The sequence below is a fragment of the Mycobacterium sp. genome, assembly GCF_035570115.1.
Taxonomy (GTDB): Bacteria; Actinomycetota; Actinomycetes; order Mycobacteriales; family Mycobacteriaceae; genus Mycobacterium.
On record NZ_DATMLH010000020.1, the window covers coordinates 1 to 20,335 of the forward strand.

The 20,335-nt window shown below is 67.2% G+C and carries 22 protein-coding genes and 1 pseudogene; 8 read left to right on the plus strand and 15 right to left on the minus strand.

Annotated elements, in window-relative coordinates:
* From VNW74_RS01265 to VNW74_RS01275, 3 genes are all read left to right on the plus strand, one after another.
* Window positions 1-1,324 (plus strand): NAD(P)/FAD-dependent oxidoreductase (locus VNW74_RS01265; protein ID WP_325674793.1); only part of this gene is annotated, 1,324 nt, incomplete at its 5' end.
* Window positions 1,325-1,402: 78 nt separating this feature from the next.
* Window positions 1,403-1,711 (plus strand): hypothetical protein, encoded by a 309-nt coding sequence (locus VNW74_RS01270; protein ID WP_325674794.1) that lies wholly within the window; start codon window positions 1,403-1,405, stop codon window positions 1,709-1,711.
* A 44-nt stretch (window positions 1,712-1,755) separates the two neighbouring features.
* Window positions 1,756-2,781 (plus strand): NAD(P)H-dependent glycerol-3-phosphate dehydrogenase, encoded by a 1,026-nt coding sequence (locus VNW74_RS01275; protein ID WP_325674795.1) that lies wholly within the window; start codon window positions 1,756-1,758, stop codon window positions 2,779-2,781.
* A gap of 68 nt (window positions 2,782-2,849) precedes the next feature.
* On the opposite strand, the gene VNW74_RS01280 is transcribed toward VNW74_RS01275, so the two are convergent.
* The 3 genes from VNW74_RS01280 to grcC1 form a co-directional block, all read right to left on the minus strand.
* Window positions 2,850-3,194 carry a type II toxin-antitoxin system HicB family antitoxin gene (locus tag VNW74_RS01280; protein WP_325674796.1) on the minus strand — a complete coding sequence of 115 codons (345 nt, stop codon included), beginning with the start codon at window positions 3,192-3,194 and terminating at the stop codon, window positions 2,850-2,852.
* 62 nt (window positions 3,195-3,256) lie between these two features.
* Window positions 3,257-4,117, minus strand: a complete 861-nt coding sequence (htpX, locus tag VNW74_RS01285) for a zinc metalloprotease HtpX (protein WP_325674797.1) — start codon at window positions 4,115-4,117, stop codon at window positions 3,257-3,259.
* A 56-nt stretch (window positions 4,118-4,173) separates the two neighbouring features.
* Window positions 4,174-5,199, minus strand: a complete 1,026-nt coding sequence (gene grcC1 / locus VNW74_RS01290) for a nonaprenyl/(2E,6E)-farnesyl/geranylgeranyl diphosphat synthase (RefSeq protein WP_325674798.1) — start codon at window positions 5,197-5,199, stop codon at window positions 4,174-4,176.
* Between the two features lie 15 nt (window positions 5,200-5,214).
* Between grcC1 and menJ the strand changes: the two genes are divergently transcribed.
* Window positions 5,215-6,459, plus strand: coding sequence for a menaquinone reductase (gene menJ / locus VNW74_RS01295; protein ID WP_325674799.1), 1,245 nt, complete (start codon window positions 5,215-5,217; stop codon window positions 6,457-6,459).
* A 19-nt stretch (window positions 6,460-6,478) separates the two neighbouring features.
* Here menJ and VNW74_RS01300 read toward each other — a convergent pair whose 3' ends face one another.
* Entirely contained in the window at window positions 6,479-7,165 is a 687-nt protein-coding gene (locus tag VNW74_RS01300; protein ID WP_325674800.1) for a demethylmenaquinone methyltransferase, read from the minus strand.
* A gap of 55 nt (window positions 7,166-7,220) precedes the next feature.
* On the opposite strand from VNW74_RS01300, the gene VNW74_RS01305 reads away from it, so the two are divergent.
* The gene (locus VNW74_RS01305) at window positions 7,221-8,045 is read left to right on the plus strand and encodes an SDR family oxidoreductase (protein WP_325674801.1); all 825 of its coding nucleotides are present in this window, start codon (window positions 7,221-7,223) and stop codon (window positions 8,043-8,045) included.
* A 6-nt stretch (window positions 8,046-8,051) separates the two neighbouring features.
* Here the strand turns inward: VNW74_RS01305 and VNW74_RS01310 are convergent, their stop codons facing one another.
* A complete protein-coding gene (locus VNW74_RS01310) occupies window positions 8,052-9,179 on the minus strand; it encodes a glycosyltransferase family 1 protein (protein ID WP_325674802.1) in 1,128 nt (375 codons plus the stop codon).
* An 85-nt stretch (window positions 9,180-9,264) separates the two neighbouring features.
* Here VNW74_RS01310 and VNW74_RS01315 point away from each other — a divergent pair, with 85 nt between their 5' ends.
* Entirely contained in the window at window positions 9,265-9,906 is a 642-nt protein-coding gene (locus VNW74_RS01315) for a DsbA family protein (RefSeq protein WP_325674803.1), read from the plus strand.
* Here VNW74_RS01315 and VNW74_RS01320 read toward each other — a convergent pair.
* The 7 genes and pseudogenes from VNW74_RS01320 to VNW74_RS31815 all read right to left on the minus strand — a co-directional run.
* The gene (locus tag VNW74_RS01320) at window positions 9,870-10,313 is read right to left on the minus strand and encodes a DUF3592 domain-containing protein (protein ID WP_414686572.1); all 444 of its coding nucleotides are present in this window, start codon (window positions 10,311-10,313) and stop codon (window positions 9,870-9,872) included. The genes VNW74_RS01315 and VNW74_RS01320 overlap by 37 nt on opposite strands.
* Window positions 10,314-10,417: 104 nt before the next feature.
* Window positions 10,418-12,046, minus strand: a complete 1,629-nt coding sequence (menD, locus tag VNW74_RS01325) for a 2-succinyl-5-enolpyruvyl-6-hydroxy-3-cyclohexene-1-carboxylic-acid synthase (protein ID WP_325674804.1) — start codon at window positions 12,044-12,046, stop codon at window positions 10,418-10,420.
* A 34-nt stretch (window positions 12,047-12,080) separates the two neighbouring features.
* Entirely contained in the window at window positions 12,081-12,869 is a 789-nt protein-coding gene (locus VNW74_RS01330; RefSeq protein ID WP_325674805.1) for an alpha/beta hydrolase, read from the minus strand.
* A gap of 121 nt (window positions 12,870-12,990) precedes the next feature.
* The gene (locus tag VNW74_RS01335; RefSeq protein ID WP_325674806.1) at window positions 12,991-13,713 is read right to left on the minus strand and encodes a DJ-1/PfpI family protein; all 723 of its coding nucleotides are present in this window, start codon (window positions 13,711-13,713) and stop codon (window positions 12,991-12,993) included.
* Between the two features lie 15 nt (window positions 13,714-13,728).
* Entirely contained in the window at window positions 13,729-14,691 is a 963-nt protein-coding gene (locus tag VNW74_RS01340) for a GlxA family transcriptional regulator (RefSeq protein WP_325674807.1), read from the minus strand.
* Between the two features lie 54 nt (window positions 14,692-14,745).
* Window positions 14,746-15,705 carry an o-succinylbenzoate synthase gene (locus VNW74_RS01345; RefSeq protein ID WP_325674808.1) on the minus strand — a complete coding sequence of 320 codons (960 nt, stop codon included), beginning with the start codon at window positions 15,703-15,705 and terminating at the stop codon, window positions 14,746-14,748.
* Window positions 15,702-15,998: pseudogene (locus VNW74_RS31815) on the minus strand (amidohydrolase family protein); the annotation flags it as partial. The pseudogene VNW74_RS31815 and the gene VNW74_RS01345, both read right to left, overlap by 4 nt.
* 332 nt (window positions 15,999-16,330) lie before the next feature.
* Between VNW74_RS31815 and fadD8 the strand changes: the two are divergent.
* Window positions 16,331-17,932 carry a fatty-acid--CoA ligase FadD8 gene (gene fadD8 / locus VNW74_RS01355; protein WP_325674810.1) on the plus strand — a complete coding sequence of 534 codons (1,602 nt, stop codon included), beginning with the start codon at window positions 16,331-16,333 and terminating at the stop codon, window positions 17,930-17,932.
* Window positions 17,933-18,023: 91 nt separating this feature from the next.
* On the opposite strand, the gene VNW74_RS01360 is transcribed toward fadD8, so the two are convergent.
* Window positions 18,024-18,437, minus strand: a complete 414-nt coding sequence (locus tag VNW74_RS01360) for a PPOX class F420-dependent oxidoreductase (protein ID WP_325674811.1) — start codon at window positions 18,435-18,437, stop codon at window positions 18,024-18,026.
* Window positions 18,438-18,473: 36 nt separating this feature from the next.
* Window positions 18,474-19,031, minus strand: coding sequence for a helix-turn-helix domain-containing protein (locus tag VNW74_RS01365; protein ID WP_325674812.1), 558 nt, complete (start codon window positions 19,029-19,031; stop codon window positions 18,474-18,476).
* An 86-nt stretch (window positions 19,032-19,117) separates the two neighbouring features.
* Between VNW74_RS01365 and VNW74_RS01370 the strand changes: the two genes are divergently transcribed.
* Entirely contained in the window at window positions 19,118-20,050 is a 933-nt protein-coding gene (locus VNW74_RS01370) for an aldo/keto reductase (RefSeq protein WP_325674813.1), read from the plus strand.
* A gap of 3 nt (window positions 20,051-20,053) precedes the next feature.
* Here the strand turns inward: VNW74_RS01370 and VNW74_RS01375 are convergent.
* Window positions 20,054-20,335 (minus strand): VIT1/CCC1 transporter family protein (locus VNW74_RS01375; protein ID WP_325674814.1); only part of this gene is annotated, 282 nt, incomplete at its 5' end.

Consider the following 20,335-nt stretch of genomic DNA (forward strand, 5'->3'; position numbering starts at 1 on the left):
CTATCCCGGCGTGCGGTCCGACAGCAGCATCTTCACGCTGTGCTTTCCGTGGGAGCCGTGGACGCGCAAAGAAGGCGTGGCCGACGGCGTGCACATCCGGGAGTACCTGCAGACCACGGCGCACAAGTACGGCATCGACCGCCACATCAGGTTCAACAACTACGTCCGCTCGGCGGACTGGGATTCATCGACCGACACCTGGACGGTCACCGCCGAGCAGGACGGCGCGCAGAACAGCTATCGCGGCCGGTTCGTGTTCTTCGGGTCCGGCTACTACAACTACGACGAGGGCTACATCCCGGACTTCCCCGGCGTCGAAGAGTTCGACGGCGCCGTCGTTCATCCGCAGCATTGGCCCGAAGACCTGGACTACACCGACAAGAAGATGGTGGTTATCGGCAGCGGCGCCACCGCGATGTCGCTGATCCCGCCGCTGGCCGAGAAGGCGTCGAAGGTGACCATGCTGCAGCGGTCGCCGACGTATCTGTTCTCGGCGTCGAAATACAGTCCGGCGGCGGATGCGTTGCGGAAAGTCTTGCCGCGCAGGGTTGCTCACTCGATCATCCGGCAACGCAATGCGCTGCTGGAGGGCGCGATCTGGCTCTTGGCGCGAAAGACACCGCGCTTTTTACGGTGGTGGATTCGTCGCATCGCGATCCGCAATCTGCCTCAGGGCTACGACGTCGACACACATTTCAAGCCGCGCTACAACCCGTGGGACCAGCGGCTGTGCCTGATTCCCGACGCCGACCTGTACGTCGCGATCGGTGATGGCCGCGCCGATGTGGTGACCGACCACATCGACCACTTCGATTCCAGCGGCGTCGTTTTGAAGTCCGGCGGGCATCTCGACGCCGACGTCATCGTCACCGCCACCGGTCTGCAACTGCAGGCGCTGGGCGGCGTGTCGGTGTCAGTCGACGGCGGCGAGATCAAGCCGCAGGACCGCTTCGTCTACAAGGCCCACATGTTGGAGGATGTGCCCAACCTGTTCTGGTGCGTCGGGTATACCAACGCCTCGTGGACGCTGCGCGCCGACATGACCGGCCGCGCGACGGCAAAGCTGCTGGCTCATATGAAGTCTCACGGCTACACGCACGCCTATCCGCATCTCGACGGTGAGCCGATGCCGGAAAAGCCTTCGTGGGACATCCAGGCCGGTTACGTGCTGCGCTCGCCGCACGCGCTGCCCAAATCCGGCACCAAGCGGCCGTGGAACGTTCGGCAGAACTACTTCGCCGACGCCATCGATTTCCGGTTGGACCGGATCGAAGAGGCCATGGTCTTCGGCCGCGCCGACCAAAAGGCGGCGCTGGCCGGATAACTGCTCCGTTCGCGAAATGTCGGTGACACACCGATAACTGGACTGGCAGCGGCGCACTGGCCGGAGCATTATTGAGCCATGCTAATCACACGGAATTTCGTCACATCGGTGGTCGTGGCGGGAGCTGCCGCTGGGGCGATTACCGCGGCATCGGTAGCCGTCGTGAGCACGACGGCGCCGACCACCGCGACCAGTCACGTCATTCTCGCCGACCCAGCGAATGGCGGCGGCGGCCCTGACGGTCAGGGTGGCGGAGGCGGCTGCGGGAGCGGTCCCGGCTGGAACGGCTGCGGCGGCTGGAACCCATTCCAGGGTGGCACGGTCAACGCTTGCTCCAACGGAGTCTGCGGGGGCTGGGACGGCCAACGCGGCTGGGGCCACTTCTAACCAACCGCCGGTAAAGATTGGGCGACGGCAATACGCTGGTCGCCATGGCAGCTGCTATGCGCGAACCGAAGGTCGTCGTTTTGGGTGGCGGGTCCTGGGGCACCACCGTCGCGTCCATCTGCGCACGCCGCGGGCCGACGCTGCAATGGGTGCGATCGGAAGAGACCGCCAAGGACATCAACGAGAACCACCGCAACAGCCGCTACCTCGGCAAAGACGTCGTCCTCAGCGAAACCCTGCGTGCCACCACCGACTTCAGCGAGGCCGCCAGATGCGCCGACGTCGTCGTGATGGGCGTGCCGTCGCACGGGTTCCGCGGCGTGCTCAACGAGCTGGCGAGCGAGTTGCGGCCATGGGTGCCGGTGGTGTCTTTGGTCAAGGGGCTCGAACAAGGCACCAACATGCGGATGTCGCAGATCGTCGACGAAGTGCTGCCCGGCCACCCCGCCGGCATCCTGGCCGGGCCCAACATCGCCCGCGAGGTCGGCGAAGGTTACGCGGCCGCGGCGGTGCTGGCGATGCCCGACCAGCACCTCGCCGCGAGGCTGGCACAGCTGTTCCGCACCAAGCGTTTTCGCGTGTACACGATCGACGACGTCCTCGGCGTCGAGATGGCCGGCGCTCTGAAGAACGTCTATGCGATCGCCGTCGGGATGGGCTACTCGCTGGGTATCGGCGAGAACACCCGCGCCATGGTGATCGCCCGCTCGGTGCGCGAGATGTCAAAGCTGGGCGAGGCGATGGGTGGGCAGCGCGACACCTTCTTCGGCCTGGCCGGCATGGGCGATCTGATCGTCACCTGCACCAGCCAGCGCAGCCGCAACCGCCACGTCGGCGAGCAGCTTGGTGCGGGCAAACCCATCGACGAGATCATCTCGTCGATGAACCAAGTCGCCGAGGGCGTCAAGGCGGCGAGCGTGATCATGGAGTTCGCCGACAAGTACGGGTTGAACATGCCGATCGCGCGCGAGGTCGATGGGGTGATCAACCACGGCGCGACTGTCGAGGACGCCTACAGCGGCCTGGCAGCCGAGACACCGGGTCACGAGGTGCACGGCTCGGGCTTCTGAGCACTCCAGTCACAGCAGCACCGTGACCTGGGGGGCATTGTCTTTTTGAAAACGATGCGTATGCGATATCAGAGGTCGAAGAGGCCGATCGGTGGCCGATCGGCAAGCTTTTGCACCGCCCACTGATTCAACGACACGTTCTGTTCGGCGGCCTCGACCGCAAGGCGCGCATGCAGCGCCGGCGACGTCCGGACGACGAACTTACCGCTGAATTTTCGTTCAGTTATCGGGGCCGGCGGCTCGTGATCGTCGGCCTCGCACTCGGCGACGTACTCGTTGACAGCCTGCTCGACGTCAGCAATCGCTCGCTGCATCGTGGGCGCCCACTTCGACAACCACGGCAACTCAATGCATCGGCCGACGTATTCGCCATGCTCAGCAGACCACTCCGCGCGATAGGTGTAGCGATTCATGCAGGCGTGATATCGCATGCGCACTCGAATCGGAAAGTCACCGCATGGTCGGCCTGGGGAATCTAGTGCCCGGCCATTTCCTCAAGCCGCCGGATCCGGTCGGCGATCGGCGGGTGGGTCGCAAACAGCGAACCTATCCGCTCACCGTTGCGGAACGGGTTGGCGATCATCAAGTGTGCCTGGGCCGCAAGCCGCGGCTCGGGAGGCAGCGGCGCGGCCTGCACACCACCGGAGATCTTGCGCAGCGCCGAGGCCAGCGCCAACGGATCGCCGGTCAGCAGCGCACCCGATTCGTCGGCTTGGTATTCGCGCGATCGCGACACAGCCATCCGCACCACCCCGGCCGCGATCGGGCCCAACAGCGAAACCAGCAGCAGCGCAAAGGGATTACCCCCATCGCGATTGCCGCCAAATGCACCCGCGAACATCGCCATGTTGGCCAACGCGGTGATCACCGACGCCAGCGCACCGGCCACACACGAGATCAGGATGTCGCGGTTGTAGACGTGCGAAAGCTCGTGACCCAGCACCGCACGCAGCTCGCGCTCATCGAGAATGTTGAGAATCCCGCTGGTGCAGCACACCGCGGCGTTGCGCGGGTTGCGGCCGGTCGCGAACGCGTTGGGCGCGGCGGTGTCACTGATGTAGAGCCGCGGCATCGGCTGGTGGGCGGCGGTGGCCAGCTCACGCACGATCCGGTACATCGCCGGCGCCTGCAGCTCCGACACCGGCTGCGCGTGCATCGCCCGCAGCGCCAGCTTGTCGCTGTTGAAGTAGGTGTAGACGTTCATACCGACGGCGAACAGCACAGCGATCCAGAGCGCGGTCCGGCCGAACAGCCCGCCGACGAACACGATCAGCGCCGACATGCCTACCAGCAGCGCGAACGTCTTGAACGTGTTGTGATGCGGATGCCAGGTCATCAGCTTCCTCCTAGTCGCTCATTCAACGCTCAAGGCGGCCCCATGAGTTCCGGCAACTAGCCGTGGCGGTGGATCGTGTAGTCGACCAGAGTGGAAAGCGCCTGCCGACCAGGGCCCTCGGGCAGCGCGGCCAACTCCTCGCGCGCTTGCGCCGCATATCGCGCCAGGGTGTCCTTGGCCTTAGCCATCCCTGCCGAGGCTCGCAGCAGCGCCAACGCCTCGGTCACCCGCGCGTCGTCGTCGATCGGCCCGACCAGCAGTTCGCGCAGCCGATCAGCGTCCGGTCCACTGTCGTGCAACGCGTAGAGCACCGGCAACGTGTGGACACCTTCGCGCAAGTCGGTGCCGGGCAGCTTGCCTGACTCGTCGGGGTCGCTGTCGATGTCGATGATGTCGTCGGAGATCTGGAACGCCGTACCGACGATGCTGCCCAGTCGGCTGAGCCGCTGGATTTGATCCTCGTCGGCGCCGGAGAACATCGCGCCGAACTGGCCCGCCGCGCCGATCAGACAGGCCGTCTTCTCATGCACCACCTTCAGGTAGTACTCGATCGGATCGGCACCGCTAGCCGCTTCATCTATGCCCCGGGTCTCGCGCATCTGACCGGTGACCAGCTGGGCGAACGTCTCGGCGATGATCCGCACCGCGTCGGGACCCAGCCATGACACCATCCGCGACGCCGTCGCGAACAGGTAGTCGCCGGCCAGGATCGCCACGTTGTTGCCCCACCGCAGGTTGGCGCTGGGAGCCCCGCGGCGCACTTGAGCCTCGTCCATCACGTCGTCGTGGTACAGCGTGGCCAGGTGCACCAGTTCGATGACCGCACCGGCGATCGTCACCTCATCGGCAGCCGGCCGCGGCCCCAACTGGGCCGACAGCACCGTGAAAAGCGGGCGGAAACGTTTGCCGCCGGCCTTGAACAGGTGCAGCACAGCCTCTGTCATCAGGTCGTCTGACCCGCGCAACTCGGTTTCCATCAGTTGCTCGATCCGGGCCACTCCGTCGCGCACATTCGCGGCGAATGCGGCATCGCCGAAGTCGCTGAGATCTAGGCCCGCCACCACCGTCGCCGGAGTCCTCACCTGACCAACATACTGGTGAGCATGCACAGCAGCGCCGACGTGGTGGTCGTGGGCGCCGGACCGGCGGGGTCGGCGGCGGCCGCCTGGGCCGCCCGGGCGGGACGCGACGTGCTCGTCGTCGACGCGGCGAACTTTCCCCGCGATAAGGCCTGCGGTGACGGGCTGACGCCGCGAGCCGTCGCCGAGTTGGAACGGTTGGGGCTGGGCGACTGGCTGGATGCCCGGATCCGGCATCGCGGCCTGCGGATGAGCGGATTCGGCGGCGAGGTGGAAGTCGAATGGCCCGGCCCGTCGTTCCCGTCGACCGGCAGCGCGGTGGCCCGCGTCGAGTTGGACGACCGGATCCGCAAGGTCGCCGAGGACTCCGGTGCGCGCATGCGCCTCGGCGTCAAAGCTGTTGGCGTTCATCATGATTCGTCGGCCCGCGTGGTCTCGGTGGCGCTGTCCGACGGGACGGAGATCGGCTGCCGCGAGCTGATCGTCGCCGACGGCGCCCGTTCGACCCTGGGCCGCGTTCTGGGTCGGCGATGGCATCAGGAGACGGTGTACGGCATCGCCGCCCGCGGATACCTGACCACGCCGCGCGGCGACGAACCGTGGCTGACCTCCCACCTGGAACTGCGCTCCCCCGACGGCGCTGTGCTGCCCGGCTACGGCTGGATCTTCCCGCTGGGCAACGGCGAGGTGAACATCGGCGTGGGCGCGCTGTCGACCACGAAGCGACCGGCTGAGCTGGCGCTGCGGCCGCTGATGTCGTATTACACCGACCTGCGCCGTGACGAGTGGGGGTTCACCGGCCAGCCCCGCGCGGTGTCGTCGGCGCTGCTGCCGATGGGTGGGGCGGTGTCGGGGGTGGCCGGCCGCAACTGGATGCTGATCGGCGACGCGGCGGCCTGCGTCAACCCGTTGAACGGCGAGGGCATCGACTACGGGCTGGAGACCGGGCGGCTGGCCGCGGAAATGCTGGAGCTGCTCGGCTCGGGTGACCTGTCCGACCTGTCCAGGGCATGGCCGCAACTGCTGCAATCCCATTACGGCCGCGGGTTTTCGGTCGCGCGTCGGCTGGCGTTGTTGCTGACATTCCCGCGGTTCTTGCCCGCGACGGGTCCGATCGCGATGCGCTCGACGACGCTGATGAGCATCGCGGTGCGGGTGATGGGCAACCTGGTCACCGACGACGACGCCGACTGGGTGGCACGAGTGTGGCGCGGCGGCGGGCGCGCCTCGCGGCTGATTGACCGTCGAAAGCCGTTCAGCTGACCGCGTTCCCCGGCAGCGCTCAGGGCTTGTAGGCAGCGTGCAGTGCGACGATGCCGCCGGTCAAGTTGCGCCAGCGCACCGCCGACCATCCGGCCCGCGAAATCTGGTGTGCCAGCGCGGGCTGGTCGGGCCAGGCCCGAATCGACTCGGCCAGGTAGACATACGCGTCCGGATTGCTCGACACGGCGCGCGCCGCCCGCGGCAACGCCCGCATCAAGTACTCCTTGTAGGCCGTGGCGAACAGCCGATTGGTGGGTGTGGAGAATTCGCACACCACTAACCGCCCGCCGGGACGGACGACCCGAGCCATCTCACGCAGCGCCGCCTCGCGGTCGGCAATATTCCGCAGCCCGAAACTGATGCTGACCGCGTCGAAAACGTTGTCGCCGAACGGTAGTCGGGTGGCGTCAGCGGCGACCTTGGGCACCTCGCGGGCCCGCCCGGCCACGAGCATGCCGACCGAGAAATCCGCCGCGACGCACCATGCCCCAGAGGTAGCCAGCTCAACCGTCGAGACCGCCGTGCCCGCGGCTAGGTCCAGCACCTTCTCGTCGAACCCGATGCGCAGCGCCGACCGAGTGGCCCGACGCCAATACCGGTCCTGACCGAGCGAAAGCACCGTGTTGGTCAGGTCGTAGCGCCGGGCGACGCCGTCGAACATCGACGCCACCTGGCGAGGATCCTTGTCCAGGGTCGCGCGGCTCACGGCGTCGACGCTACCTTGCGGGAATGGGGCGCTGATAAATGCGTTGCACAACGGCGTGAGTGAAAAAGTGTGGTTTATCACGGGTACATCGCGTGGCTTCGGACGTGAATGGGCGATCGCCGCGTTGCATCGCGGCGACAAGGTCGCGGCAACGGCGCGGAACACCGCGACGCTGGACGACTTGGTTGCGAAATACGGTGACGCACTGTTGCCGATCCGGCTGGACGTCACCGATCGCGAAGCGGACTTCGCGGCGGTCAAGCAGGCGCACGATCACTTCGGACGCCTGGACATCGTGGTCAACAACGCGGGCTACGGCCAGTTCGGTTTCGTCGAAGAACTGTCCGAGCAAGAGGCACGCGATCAGATCGAGACCAATGTGTTCGGCGCGCTGTGGATCACCCAGGCCGCGCTCCCCTATCTGCGTGAGCAGCGCAGCGGACACATCATCCAGGTGTCCTCGATCGGAGGCATCAGCGCGTTTCCCCTGGTCGGCATCTACCATGCTTCAAAGTGGGCGCTGGAGGGCTTCTCGCAGGCACTGGCGCAAGAGGTCGCGCCGTTCGGCGTGCACGTCACGCTCGTCGAACCGGGCGGCTTCGACACTGACTGGTCGGGCCCGTCGGCCAAGCACGCCGATCCACTACCGGCTTACGACGAGGTGCGTGCCGCAGTCGAGGCGCAGCGCCGTCAGCGATGGGCCAGCCCCGGCGACCCAAGCGCCTCGGCGGCGGCGTTGCTGAAAGTGGTGGACGCCCAGCAGCCGCCACTGCGGGTGTTTTTCGGCGGATCGCCGCTCTCTGTCGCCAAGGCCGATTACGAAAGCCGGTTGCGCACGTGGGAGCAGTGGCAGCCGGTCGCGGAGTTGGCCCAGGGATAGCTGCGCTCAGGCCGCGACTGCTCGGCGGTTGCCCAGCACCGCCTCGTAGTGACCGAGCAGCTCGTCGCAGATGACTGGCCAGGTCCGGGCGAGTACGCTGCGTCGGGCAGCCAGCGCGTAGCGCTCTCGTTCCGCGACAAGGTGCGCGACGGCCTCGGGCAGCCGTGCCTCGAACTCGTTGACTCCCAATAGCAGTCCGGTGCGCCACGGGGTAATCAGGTCACGTGGTCCGCCGGCGTCGGGGGCAATCACCGGCAACCCCGACGCCAGCGCTTCCTGCACGACTTGGCAGAACGTCTCGTGTTCACCGGCGTGCACGAAGACGTCCATGCTGGCATACGCCGCGGCGAGTTCCTGACCGTACAACGCTCCGGTGAAAACGGCTGCCGGCATTGCCGATTGCAGCTTGGCCCGGTCGACCCCGTCGCCGACGATGACCAGCTGCACCGCGTCGCCGGCAGCCAACGTGGTGAGCCGCTCGACATGCTTTTCCGGCGCGAGCCGGCCCACGAACCCGACGATCGGCTTGCCCTGCGGCGACCAGTGCCGCCTGAGGGCCTCGTCGCGAGCCGACGGGGCATAGCCCATGATGTCAACTCCGCGTGCCCAGTGGTGTACCCGCGGAATACCATGCGAGACAAGCGATTCCATCGTCGCACTGGATGGCGCCAGAGTGCGGTCGGCGAGGCGGTGCAGGTGGCGGAACCACGCCCAGGCTGCCCGGGTGGTCATCCCGATGCCGTAGCTGGCCGCGAAACCCGGTACGTCGGTTTGGTATACCGCGACCGTCGGCACCCCGAGACGACGGGCCGCCCGCACACCGCCCCAGCCGAGCAAGGCCGGCGACGCCAAATGCACGACGTCTGGGTCGAATCCGCGCAGCACGCTTGTCATCCGGGGTGTAGGCACTCCGAGCGGTAGCGAGGTGATCTTCGGGAACATCCGCGACGGCGCCCGGTACACCCGGATACCGTCGTGGATTCGATCGGCGGGCGGCTCTCCCGGCGGCGTGTCGGGCGCAATGACAAGGGCTTCGTGACCGGTGTGGCGCAGGTGCTCGAGTACCCGGACTACCGAGTTGCTGACGCCGTTGACGTGCGGGAGAAAGGACTCCGCGACAATCGCTACGCGCACACCATCACGGTGGCAGCGGCGCCTGTCGATATGGTTACCGACGGGCGTACGACACACGAACTCTGATGCAAAGGGGGGTTGGACAATGCGATCCTGCCTGCGGTTATTGGCGCTCACGACGTTGTGGTCGGTGACGTTCGTCACTGCGACCGCCTACGCCGACGTGCCACGCACCCCGGACGGCAACGGGGTGATAGTCGCGTCTGGCTGGTCCGGTGCCGCCCCAGTGCAGTTGGAGATCTTCTGCGACCCACAATGCCCGTACTGCGCCCAGCTGGAGTCGACCTACGGCGACCGGTTTGCCGGCGATCTGGCCAGCGGCCGGCTCGCGGTCACGTATCGATGGCTGACTTTTCTCGATGCCAAACATCACAACGTCGTTTCCGCCCGGATCAGCAATGCGCTGTTTTTGGCGGCCGACCCGACGACCTCGGCGACCGCGTATCAGGCTCTCGTGCAAGACCTCTACCGCCACCAGAGTCCGGACGGCCCGAGCAACAGCGACATCGCGGCGATGGCCCGCGAAAGCGAAGTGACCGCGGCGGTGGCCGACCGGATCGCGGCCGGTGATCACGCGGTCGACGCCGCCGCGCTCAACGAGGCAAACTGGGCACGCCTCGGCGAGGTGAATCCGGCAGACCCCGGCACCCCAACGGTTTACGACCTCAAAACGAACAGAGTCGTCGACATTCAGGACCCGGGCTGGCTTGACGCCTTGTCCAGCTGACGCTCCAGCCGTTTGTCCACCAACACCAGCCCGGCCAGCGCGGCCGCGGCGACCAGCCAACCAACCACCGCGATGGATCCGGCCGGGATGATGGCCAGCTTCGCGTTGCGGTGCTGCACCCGCACCAGGTTGGGGTTGAGTTTGTCGTATTCGACGTAAATCCTCATCCCCGTTGCTAATTCGGACGGATAGAGCACACCCAGCTCTGGGCGGTAGGTGACCCGATCCGGTGTGACGAATTCTATGGTGGAGCGCCGCGGCCCGGCGCTGAGCACCTCGGCCTCCGCCACTCCCATATTGCGTTGGATGGCAATGTCATTGCGCCACGTTCCGGCCACCAGCAGCAATGACTGCAGAGTGACCAGGCCGGTCAAGATCAGCACGCCGATGCGTGCCCAACGCACCATGCGATGCCCCCGAGTGTCGGGGACATCGCCGCTGCGACCGTGAATGAGGATGCGCACCACAGCTTTAAGTGATGCGAGGGCCGTCACGGCCCTAGCGGGGACCTTCACAAGGCGGCCTTGATGGCGGCGTGCAGCTGCCGCAGCGAGGATCGGTCGGCCTTGACCTCGAGTACTCGCATACCGGCGCCCGGCTCGTCGAGCGCGGGGCCGAGCTCAGCGACCTCGATTTGCCGACTGTCAACGTGGTAGGCGCGGCACAGCGCGCCGACGTCCACATCGTGCGGGGTGCCGAAGACCCGGGAGGATATGTCGGAAAACCGTGGGTCGCCCTGCTCGAGCAGTTCGAAGATGCCGCCACCGTTGTCGTTGGACACCACGATGGTCAGCTGGGACGGTATCGGTTCGGTCGGCCCGATCAGCAATCCGGAGCTGTCGTGCACGAAGGTCAGATCGCCGATCAGCGCCACCGTGCGGCCACCTGTCTGCTCGTGCGCCAGCGCCGCCCCGATCGCGGTGGAAACCGTCCCGTCGATACCGGCGACCCCACGGTTGGAGCGCACCTTGATGCCATGCGGATTGAGGCCCACCAGGGCGGCGTCGCGCACCGGGTTGGACGCACCCAGCACCAGCTGGTCACCGGGGCGCAGCGCGTCGGCGACGGCGGCGGCCACATGCAGGCCGGTGGTCAGCGGGTGGGCCTTGAGCTGCCCGCGCACCGCCGCGATCGCGTGCCGGTTGAGTTCGGCGCAGCGGCCCAGCCAGGCCGGGTTCGGCTTACCGGTGGTGGCCGCCCGGGTGCCGGTGGCCTGCGAGTTACCCGACACATCAGGCCAGCGCGGGCCGGTCGTCAGCGCAAAAACCGGCACCGACGGGTCGGCCAGCAACGTCGACACGGGTCGGTGCAGGGTGGGGCGGCCCAGCATGATCACCTGCTGCGGGCGCAGCAGCGGCAGCGCCAGCGGGTGCAACGGAGTGGCCGCGGGCGGGGCGGTTGGCTCGGCGACCGTCGGCAACGCGGCCAGCTCGGGTTGTTCGCCTGCGCCGTGACCGGCGATGACCACCGTGTCCAGGTTCAGGTCGACGTCCAGCGGCTGGTCGAAGCTGACCGGCGGGGTGTACGTCCACGGTCTGCCGTTCGGACGGCCGTGCGGGGTGGGGCGGGGGTCGGAATCGGGCACCAGCGGCTCGCGCAGCGGGATGTCGAAGTGCACCGGCCCGGCGTTGGCGCTGCGGGCACCGGTAGCGGCGACCAGTACCCGGCAGGTGGCTGATCGCCAGGTCGCGTTGAGCGCGTCCATCCGCTCCGGTGCGTCCTCGGCCAGCCCGAGGCTGATCGTGGCGCGGACCTGGGTGCCGAAGTAGCCGAGCTGCTCCATGGTCTGGTTGGCGCCGGTGCCGAGCAGCTCGTACGGCCGGTTGGCCGACAACACGATCAGCGGCACCCGCGCGTAGTTGGCCTCCACCACGGCCGGACCCAGATTGGCCACCGCGGTACCCGACGTCATCGCAACGCACACCGGCGCGCCGGCCGCGATGGCCAGCCCGATCGCCAGATACCCGGCGGTCCGCTCGTCGATGCGCACGTGCAACCGGATCCGGTCGGCCCGGTCCGCTTCTTGCAGCGCAAACGCCAGCGGCGCGTTCCGCGAGCCTGGGCACAGCACCACATCGCGGACGCCGCCGCGGATCAGTTCGTCGACGACGACGCGGGCCTGTGCCGTCGAGGGATTCACCAGACCAGCCTAGTTGGGCGACGATGCAGGCCGGTTAGAACGGCACCTCGGTGAAGAAGTCCAGGATCGCGGTGTTGACCACCTCCGGCCGCTCGAGGAACCCGAGATGCCCGGTGTCGGCGATCTTCAGGTAAGTGCCGTTGGGCATCGCATCGGCGACTTCTTTGCCAAGGTGCGGCGGTGTCACCACGTCATCCGCGAAGCCCAGCACCAGCACCGGCGTCGGAATACTTCGATACGCGGGCAACCGGCTGCCCTGCGGCGAGGCCCTGCCTTGGCAGACCAGTCCCGGAGTGATCTTGATCGGCCAAATGTTGAACATGCCGATCCACTCGGCCACGACCTCGTCGTTGCTCAGCGTTTTGGGTGAAAAGCTCTCCAGCAAACGGATTTTCGCGTCATAGGAAACGGGCAGCTGGACGCCGGACGCGGCGAACTCTTCCTCCGCGATCCGGAAGAAATCCCGTGCACGGTCCAGACGGCCGCGGGTGGCCATCAACACCGCCTGGCTCACCAAATCGGGCCGGACCACCAGCAACTCTTGCGCGATGTAGGAACCCATCGACACCCCCACGATGCGCACCGGGCCCGCGTCCAGGGATTCGATCAGCGCCACGGTGTCGGCGACCATGGTCTCGGTCGTGAAACCGTCGGCGTTCGCTGTCGCGCCGACCCCGCGGTTGTCGAAGGTGATGACGCGGTAGCCGGCCGCCAGGAAGGCCGGGACCTGATGCAGATGCCAGGTGCGTCCGGCACCGCCACGGCCGGCGATGAAAAGGACGGGCTCGCCCTTCCCGCTGTCGTCGTAAGCCAGGTTGATCACGACGATGAACCTACCGACGCCCCCGGCTCAGCCCCAAAACGCGCAGTCCTGCCCCGCGACCCGATTCGATCCAAGATCCGGCCAAGCGTATGACCGCTAGAAACTGGCCAGCTGCGGCAATTCAGCGGCGGACGACCTTGGCCCGCGCCGCCGACAGCGCTCGGTCCCACAGCAGCAGCGTCCCGGCCTTGAGCTGAGCCGGTTTGGCGACATCCCTGGCCATCAGCGCGGTGGCCGCCGCCTTGGTCTTCGCCGACGCCTTGGACATATGGCCGGAGTCGAACGGCGGCTGCGGGTCGTATTCCATCGCCAGCTGGATGACCTTCGCACGATCATCACCACCGATCCGGCCGGCTAGCCACAGCGCCAAGTCGATCCCCGCCGACACCCCCGCGCTGGTGACGATGTCACCTTGGTGGACGACGCGTTCGTCGCCAACAGGGATGGCGCCCAACGTTTTCAGCACAGGGAGGGCCATCCAATGCGAGGTGGCGCGTTTGCCGTCGAGCAGGCCGGCCGCGGCGAGGATGACCGAACCCGAGCACACCGACGCCGTCCAGGTCGCGCTCCGATGCGCCGTGCGCACCCAGTCCAGCAGCGTCTCGTCGCGGGCATGTTCCACGGTGGTCATCCCGCCAGGCACCAAAATCACATCGGGCGAAGGGGTTTCGGCGAACGAATGGGTGGCCCCGATGACGAGTACGCCGGAGTCGGCCGTGATCGGGCCCGGTTCGTGCCATACGAATCGGATCTCGGCGTCGGGCAGCCAGCGCAGCACCTCGTAGGGGCCGATGAAGTCCAGCGCAGTGAAACCCGGATAGGTGACGATCGCGATCTGTGACATGCGGTGCTCCTTAGGTCAAGCGAATGTTTTCCGGTACTGGTCGGGCGACACGCCGATCCGGCGAATAAAGTTGCGGCGCATGGTTTCCGCGGTGCCGAAGCCGCAGCGCGCCGCGATCGCCACCACAGTGTCGTCGGTCTGCTCGAGTTGACGGCGGGCTGCCTCGGTGCGGACCCGTTCGACGTACGCGCCGGGCGCCTCGCCGACTTCGTCGGTGAATACTCGGGTGAAGTGCCGCGGGCTCATGGCGGCGCGGCTGGCCAGCTCACAAATGCTGTGCGCGGCGCCGGGTTCGGACTCAATGGCGTCTTGGACGGTGCGGATCGGTTCGCGTTTGGCGCGTGCCACCCACACCGGCGCCGCGAACTGCGTCTGGCCGCCGGGCCGGCGCAGATGCAGCACCAGGTACCGGGCCACCGTTTGTGCCACCTCGGTGCCGTGATCCTCTTCGACCAGCGCCAACGCCAGATCGATGCCCGCGCAGACGCCGGCGGCCGTCCACACGCTCGGCGAGCTGCGCACGAAGATCGGATCCGGGTCGACGTCGATCGTCGGGAATTCGCGCGCCAACTGATCGGTGAAGGCCCAATGGGTGGTCGCCCGGCAACCGTCGAGCAGACCGGCCTCGGCGGCCAGGAATGCTCCGGTACACACGCTGACCACCCGGCGGGCATGTGGCGCCGCTGCCACGATCCAGTCGATGATGCGTGAATCCTGCCGGGCCGCATGTACCCCGTGACCGCCAGGCAGCACCAGGGTGTCGACGGGTTCACTGGGGTCGGGCAGTTCGACCGTGGCGAAGGTCAGCCCGGTCCCGGTGGCCACCGGCTGCCCGTCGATCGAGGCCACCATCGGCTGATAGCCGTCTTTACCTTCGGCGGACAGAGCCAGTGCTGCCCCGGCGAACACGTCGAATGGCCCGACCATGTCGAGGGCCTGGACGCCCGGGAAACCGACGATCAGGACTTTTTCTGCCATAGGGCTAAGTGTTGGCGATAGACGCTATGTCGTCTACGCCATGTAGCCCACAAATTAGGACATCAGCGGGTAGCAGGCTTTGATCCGGTCGATCCACCACCGTCGCCGCTGCGGCGGCGCGGCCAGCGCCTGCAGCCTCGCCGGATCCGGCGCCACCGACACCACCGGCAGGTAGCCGTCCACGGGTACGACCGGCTCGGCGACGTCCTCGACGAAGAGCCGACCGGTGCCCAGCCCGCAGGCATGATGCAGTTCCGGCAGGGCGGCGGCAGCGGCCAGCCCAACGGCGATCCCGACCGCCGAATCCAGCGCGCTGGAGATCACCACCGGAATGTCGATCTGCGCAGCGATCTTCAGCAGAGCCGAAATACCGCCCAGCGGCGCCACTTTCAGCACGGCGATATCGGCGGCACCGGCGCGGACCACGGCCAGCGGATCGCCGGCCTTACGGATGCTCTCGTCGGCGGCGATCTGGACCTCGACGCGGCGCCGCAGTTCGGCGAGTTCGTCGACCGTGCCGCAGGGCTGCTCCAGATACTCCAGCGGACCGCTCGCGGTCAGCGCGGCTGCGGCCTCGACGGCCTGCGCGACCGTCCAGGCGCCGTTGGCGTCGACCCGCACGGTGGGAACCAGGTCGCGGACCGCGTCCACCCGGGCGACGTCGTCGGCGAGGGTCTGGCCGGGTTCGGCGACCTTCACCTTCGCGGTGCCCGCGCCGGGGAAACGGGCGAGGATTTCGGGCACCTGCGCGGCGGGGACCGCCGGGACGGTGGCGTTGATGGCGATGCGGTCTCGTCGCGGCGGCGGCGCCGGCCGGTAAGCCGAGTCGAGAGCCGCGGCCAGCCAGTGCGCGGCCTCGGCGTGGTCGTATTCCAGAAAGGCGCCGAATTCGCCCCATCCGGCCGGACCGTCGATCAGTGCCAGCTCACGGCTGGTGATGCCGCGGAAGCGCACCCGCATGGGCAGCGCCACGACATGCAGCCGGTCGATCAGGTCGTCGAGCACGGGAGTCACTGCGGGTAGACCTGGCGACCTGCCAGATAGGTCGCACGAACCTCCAGGTCGGCGATCTGCTCGGGCGGCACCGCCCGCGGATCGGCGGACAGCACCACCAGGTCCGCGTATTTACCGACTTCCAATGAGCCGACCACGTCGTCGGCAAACAAGTGCCACGCCGCGTCGATGGTCTGCGCCCGGATCGCCTGCTCGACGGTCAGCCGCTCCTCGGGCCCGAGCACCCGGCCGCTGGGTGCCATTCGGGTCACGGCCACGCTGATGTTGCGCAGCGGCTCCTCCGGCGTCACCGGCCGAATGTCAACGATCCGGTCGGATAGCACGACAGCCTCCATCAACGGATGGCCATGTGCCTCAATGAATCCCGGCATGACGCAGCCGTCGCCGAGGTCGACGGTTTCGGTGTTGGGACCAACGAAGCCCGTGACGTCGGAGCTGCTGCCGACGGCAATGATCCGGCCGTCGGCGACGGCGAGCGCCTCGGCGGTGGGCCGGGCGTCGTCAACGGTCAACACGGTCCCGGTGATGACGACATCCGCATCGGCCATGGGCACAAATCCTAATGATGGCCGAGGTGGCAGAGGGGGTGGCAGACAAGAATTGCAACACGTTCTAGTCTGACCACATGAGTGACGAGCTGCTGCACAATCCGACCCATAACGGACACCTGCTCGTGGGCGCGCTCAAGCGCCACAAGAACAGGCCGGTGCTGTTCCTCGGCGATACCACGCTGACCGGCGGTCAGCTTGCCGAACGCGTCAGCCAGTACATCCAGGCGTTCGAGGCGCTGGGCGCCGGCACCGGCGTCACGGTCGGCCTGTTAGCACTCAACCGGCCCGAGGTGCTGATGATTCTCGGCGCCAACCAGACCCAGGGATACCGACGCACCGCCCTGCACCCATTGGGCTCGCTGGAGGACCACGCCTACGTCCTCTCCGATGCCGGTGCCACGGCGCTGATCATCGACCCGAACCCGATGTTCGTCGAGCGGGCGCTGGGCTTGCTGGACAAGGTCGACTCGCTCAAGAAGATCCTGACCATAGGTCCGGTGCCCGAACAGCTGAAGGCTGTGGCAGTTGACTTGTCGGCCGAGGCGGCCAAGTACTCCCCGAAGCCACTCGTGGTGGCCGATCTGCCGCCGGACCACATCGGCGGCCTGACGTACACCGGCGGCACCACCGGCAAGCCCAAAGGCGTGATCGGCACCACCGGCAACATCGCCGCCATGACGTCGATCCAGCTTGCCGAATGGGAGTGGCCGGAGCACCCGCGGTTTCTGATGTGCACGCCGCTGTCGCACGCGGGTGCGGCGTTCTTCACGCCCACCGTGGTCAAGGGCGGCTCGATGTTCGTGCTCGGCAAGTTCGATCCGGCCGAGGTATTGAAAGTCATTGAAGAGCAACGTATTACAGCCACCATGCTGGTGCCGTCGATGCTGTATGCGTTGATGGACCACCCGGATTCGCAGACCCGGGACTTGTCGTCGCTGGAGACCGTGTACTACGGCGCCTCGGCGATCAACCCGGTTCGGCTGGCCGAGGCGATCCGGCGGTTCGGCCCGATCTTCGCCCAGTACTACGGCCAATCCGAGGCGCCGATGGCCGTGACCTATTTAGCCAAGGGCGACCACGACGAGAAGCGGTTGACCTCATGCGGGCGACCCACGCTGTTTGCGCGGGTGGCGCTGCTGGGCGAGGACGGCAAGCCGGTGCCGCAGGGTGAACCGGGCGAAATCTGCGTCAGCGGACCGCTTTTGGCGGGCGGGTACTGGAATCTTCCCGAGGCGACCGCCGACACGTTCAAGGACGGCTGGCTGCACACCGGCGATATGGCCCGCGAGGATGAGGACGGCTTCTACTTCATCGTCGACCGGGTCAAGGACATGATCGTCACCGGCGGCTTCAACGTGTTCCCCCGCGAAGTCGAGGACGTCATCGCCGAACACGCGGCGGTCGCGCAAGTGTGCGTGGTCGGCACGCCGGACGAGAAGTGGGGTGAGGCCGTCACCGCCGTGGTGGTGTTACGCGCCGATGCGGCGACCGACGACGCCGCGATCGAGGCAATGACCGCCGAAATCCAGGCGGCGGTCAAGGACCGCAAGGGCTCGGTGCAGTCACCCAAGCGGGTGGTGGTCGTCGACGCGTTGCCGCTGACCGGGCTGGGCAAGCCGGACAAGAAGGCCGTCCGCGCCCGGTTCTGGGAAGGCGCCGGCCGCGCCGTCGGCTAGTTCTGCGCGCCGAGTGTGCGGCTGGCCGCACATTCGTGGCCCAACGTGCGGCTGGCCGCACGCCCGGCGGGTCAGCACACCAGCCTCATGACTAGAGCCCGACTCCGCCGACTTTGTCGATGCGGATGTGGGTCACGAATCCGGGCGGCGCGTCCTTCGGCGGGAACACGCTGGGGTCCAACAGCTCCTGCGACAGCGCCTTGAGCAGCTCCGGGGCGCCGCCCTCCTCTATCCGCGCGGTCCCGTCGATCGAGATATACGACCGCAGCGTTTTGCCCACGTCGCCCGGATTCACGATCGTCACCGCGACCCGAGGATCGTGGCGGACGTTGCGGACCTTCTTGTGCTCAGCGAGGTGGGCCGTCACCAGCTCGTCGCCGTCGGGTGTGGATCGCAGGGCCACCCAGACCACGCTCACCTGAGGACTGCCATCGGGATTCAGGGTGACCAAGGTGGCGTCGGCGCCGTTGCCGATCAGTTCACGCGCAGCGTCATTGAGTTTCATGCCTGCTTCTACCACGCCGGGCGTCGATTGATTCCCTCAACGAGGCGAAGCGGTCACGCCGGCGACCAACAGGTCGAGCAGCCGACCGGTCTGCTCGAGCGAACCACTGGCCAGGAAGATGCCGATCAGGCTGGACACCACATCGTCGGCTTCCACGTCGGAACGCAGGCTGCCGTCGTCGGCGCCGGCCCGCAACAGCAGGTCGACGGCACCGGCGATGCTGTCGCGGGTCTGGCTGGGCTGCATCGCGCCGGAGTCGAACATCGCATGCAGCGACTCCGCCATCCCGCGCTTGGCGGCGACGAAGCTCGCATAGCGGTCCATCCACCGGCGCAGCGCCGTCTTCGGCGGATGCCGCTTGAGCAGCCGTTCGGCGGCGGCGGCCACTTCGGCGAGTTCAGTCCGGTAAATCGCCTCGACCAGTGCCTCCCGATTGGGGAAATGGCGATACAGCGTGCCGATGCCGACGCCGGCGTCGCGGGCGATCGACTCCAGCGACACCGGACGCCCGTCGGCGGCGGCGAATGCCGCGGTCGCCACCTCGAGCAGCTTCTCCCGATTGCGGCGGGCGTCGGACCGAACACTCTCAGCCAAAGTGGAGGATCCTCCGTTTCTGCTACAGTCAAACAAACGGAGGGTCCTCCGCATTTGTACCAGTGTCTCACGAACAGAGGAGCACCATGACTGACAAGCCAACCCTCGGCGGCGCCGGCAGCATCGGCACCTACCCGGTCGCCCGCGTCGGCTACGGCGCCATGCAACTATTCGAACCCTCGCTTGACGACGCGGTCGGCGTGCTGCGCCGCGCGGTCGACCTCGGCGTCGACCACATCGACACCGCGTCGTTCTACGGCCCCGGCGAGGTGAACCGCCGGATCCGCAAAGCGCTGGCGCCCTACCCCGACGACCTCGTCATCGTCAGCAAGGTCGGTGCGCGCTACACCGGCGACGACCCGATACCCCTGGCCGCGGCACAACGCCCCGCCGAGCTTCGTGCCGCTGTCGAAGACGACCTGAGCCAACTCGGCATCGAGTGCGTTCCGGTGGTCAACCTGCGCCGCCTCGACCTCGGACCCGGCCTGGCGGCCGAGGGTGACCAAATCGTCGACCTCGACGACCAGCTGGCCGAGATGATCGCGCTGCGCGACGAAGGCAAGATCGGTGGGATCGGCGTCAGCAGTGTGCCGCTTGCGATCCTGAAACGCGCGCTGCCGGCCGGCATCGCGTGCGTCCAGAACTCCTACAGCCTGATGGACCGTTCGCAGGAGGACATGCTCGAGGTCTGCGCGGCCGAGAACATCGCCTGGGTGCCGTATTTCCCGCTCGGGTCGGCATTTCCCGGTTTCCCCAAGGCGTCCGACAATGCCGTGGTGATCGACATCGCCGGCGAGGTCGGCGCCACGCCGGCTCAGGTCGGACTGGCCTGGCTGCTGGCACACACGCCGACGACGTTGCTGATTCCGGGCACGCGGTCGATCGCACACCTCGAGGAGAACCTCGGCGCCGGCGACGTGACGTTGAGCGCCGACGCTCTGGCCCGCCTGGACGCCATCACCGCGCCCGGATCCAGCGCGCTGCCGGATGGCATCGAAGGCTTCGTCGACCACGAATAGTGGTCAGCCGATCGCGGCGCCGACCAGGTGGCCGATGAAATAGGTGACTGCCAGAGCGACTCCGCCGCCGACGAAATTGCGCAGCGCCGCACGATGTTTCGACGCCCCACCGAGATGAGCCGAGACGGTACCGGTGATCAGCAGAGCGATCAGCACCGCGACCACGGTCAGCGGTATCCGGGCGCCGGGCGGTGCGACCAGGATGGCGAACAAAGGCAACAGGGCTCCGACGCTGAAGGCCAGAGCCGACGACGCCGCCGCCTGCCACGGGTTGGTCAGCTCGAA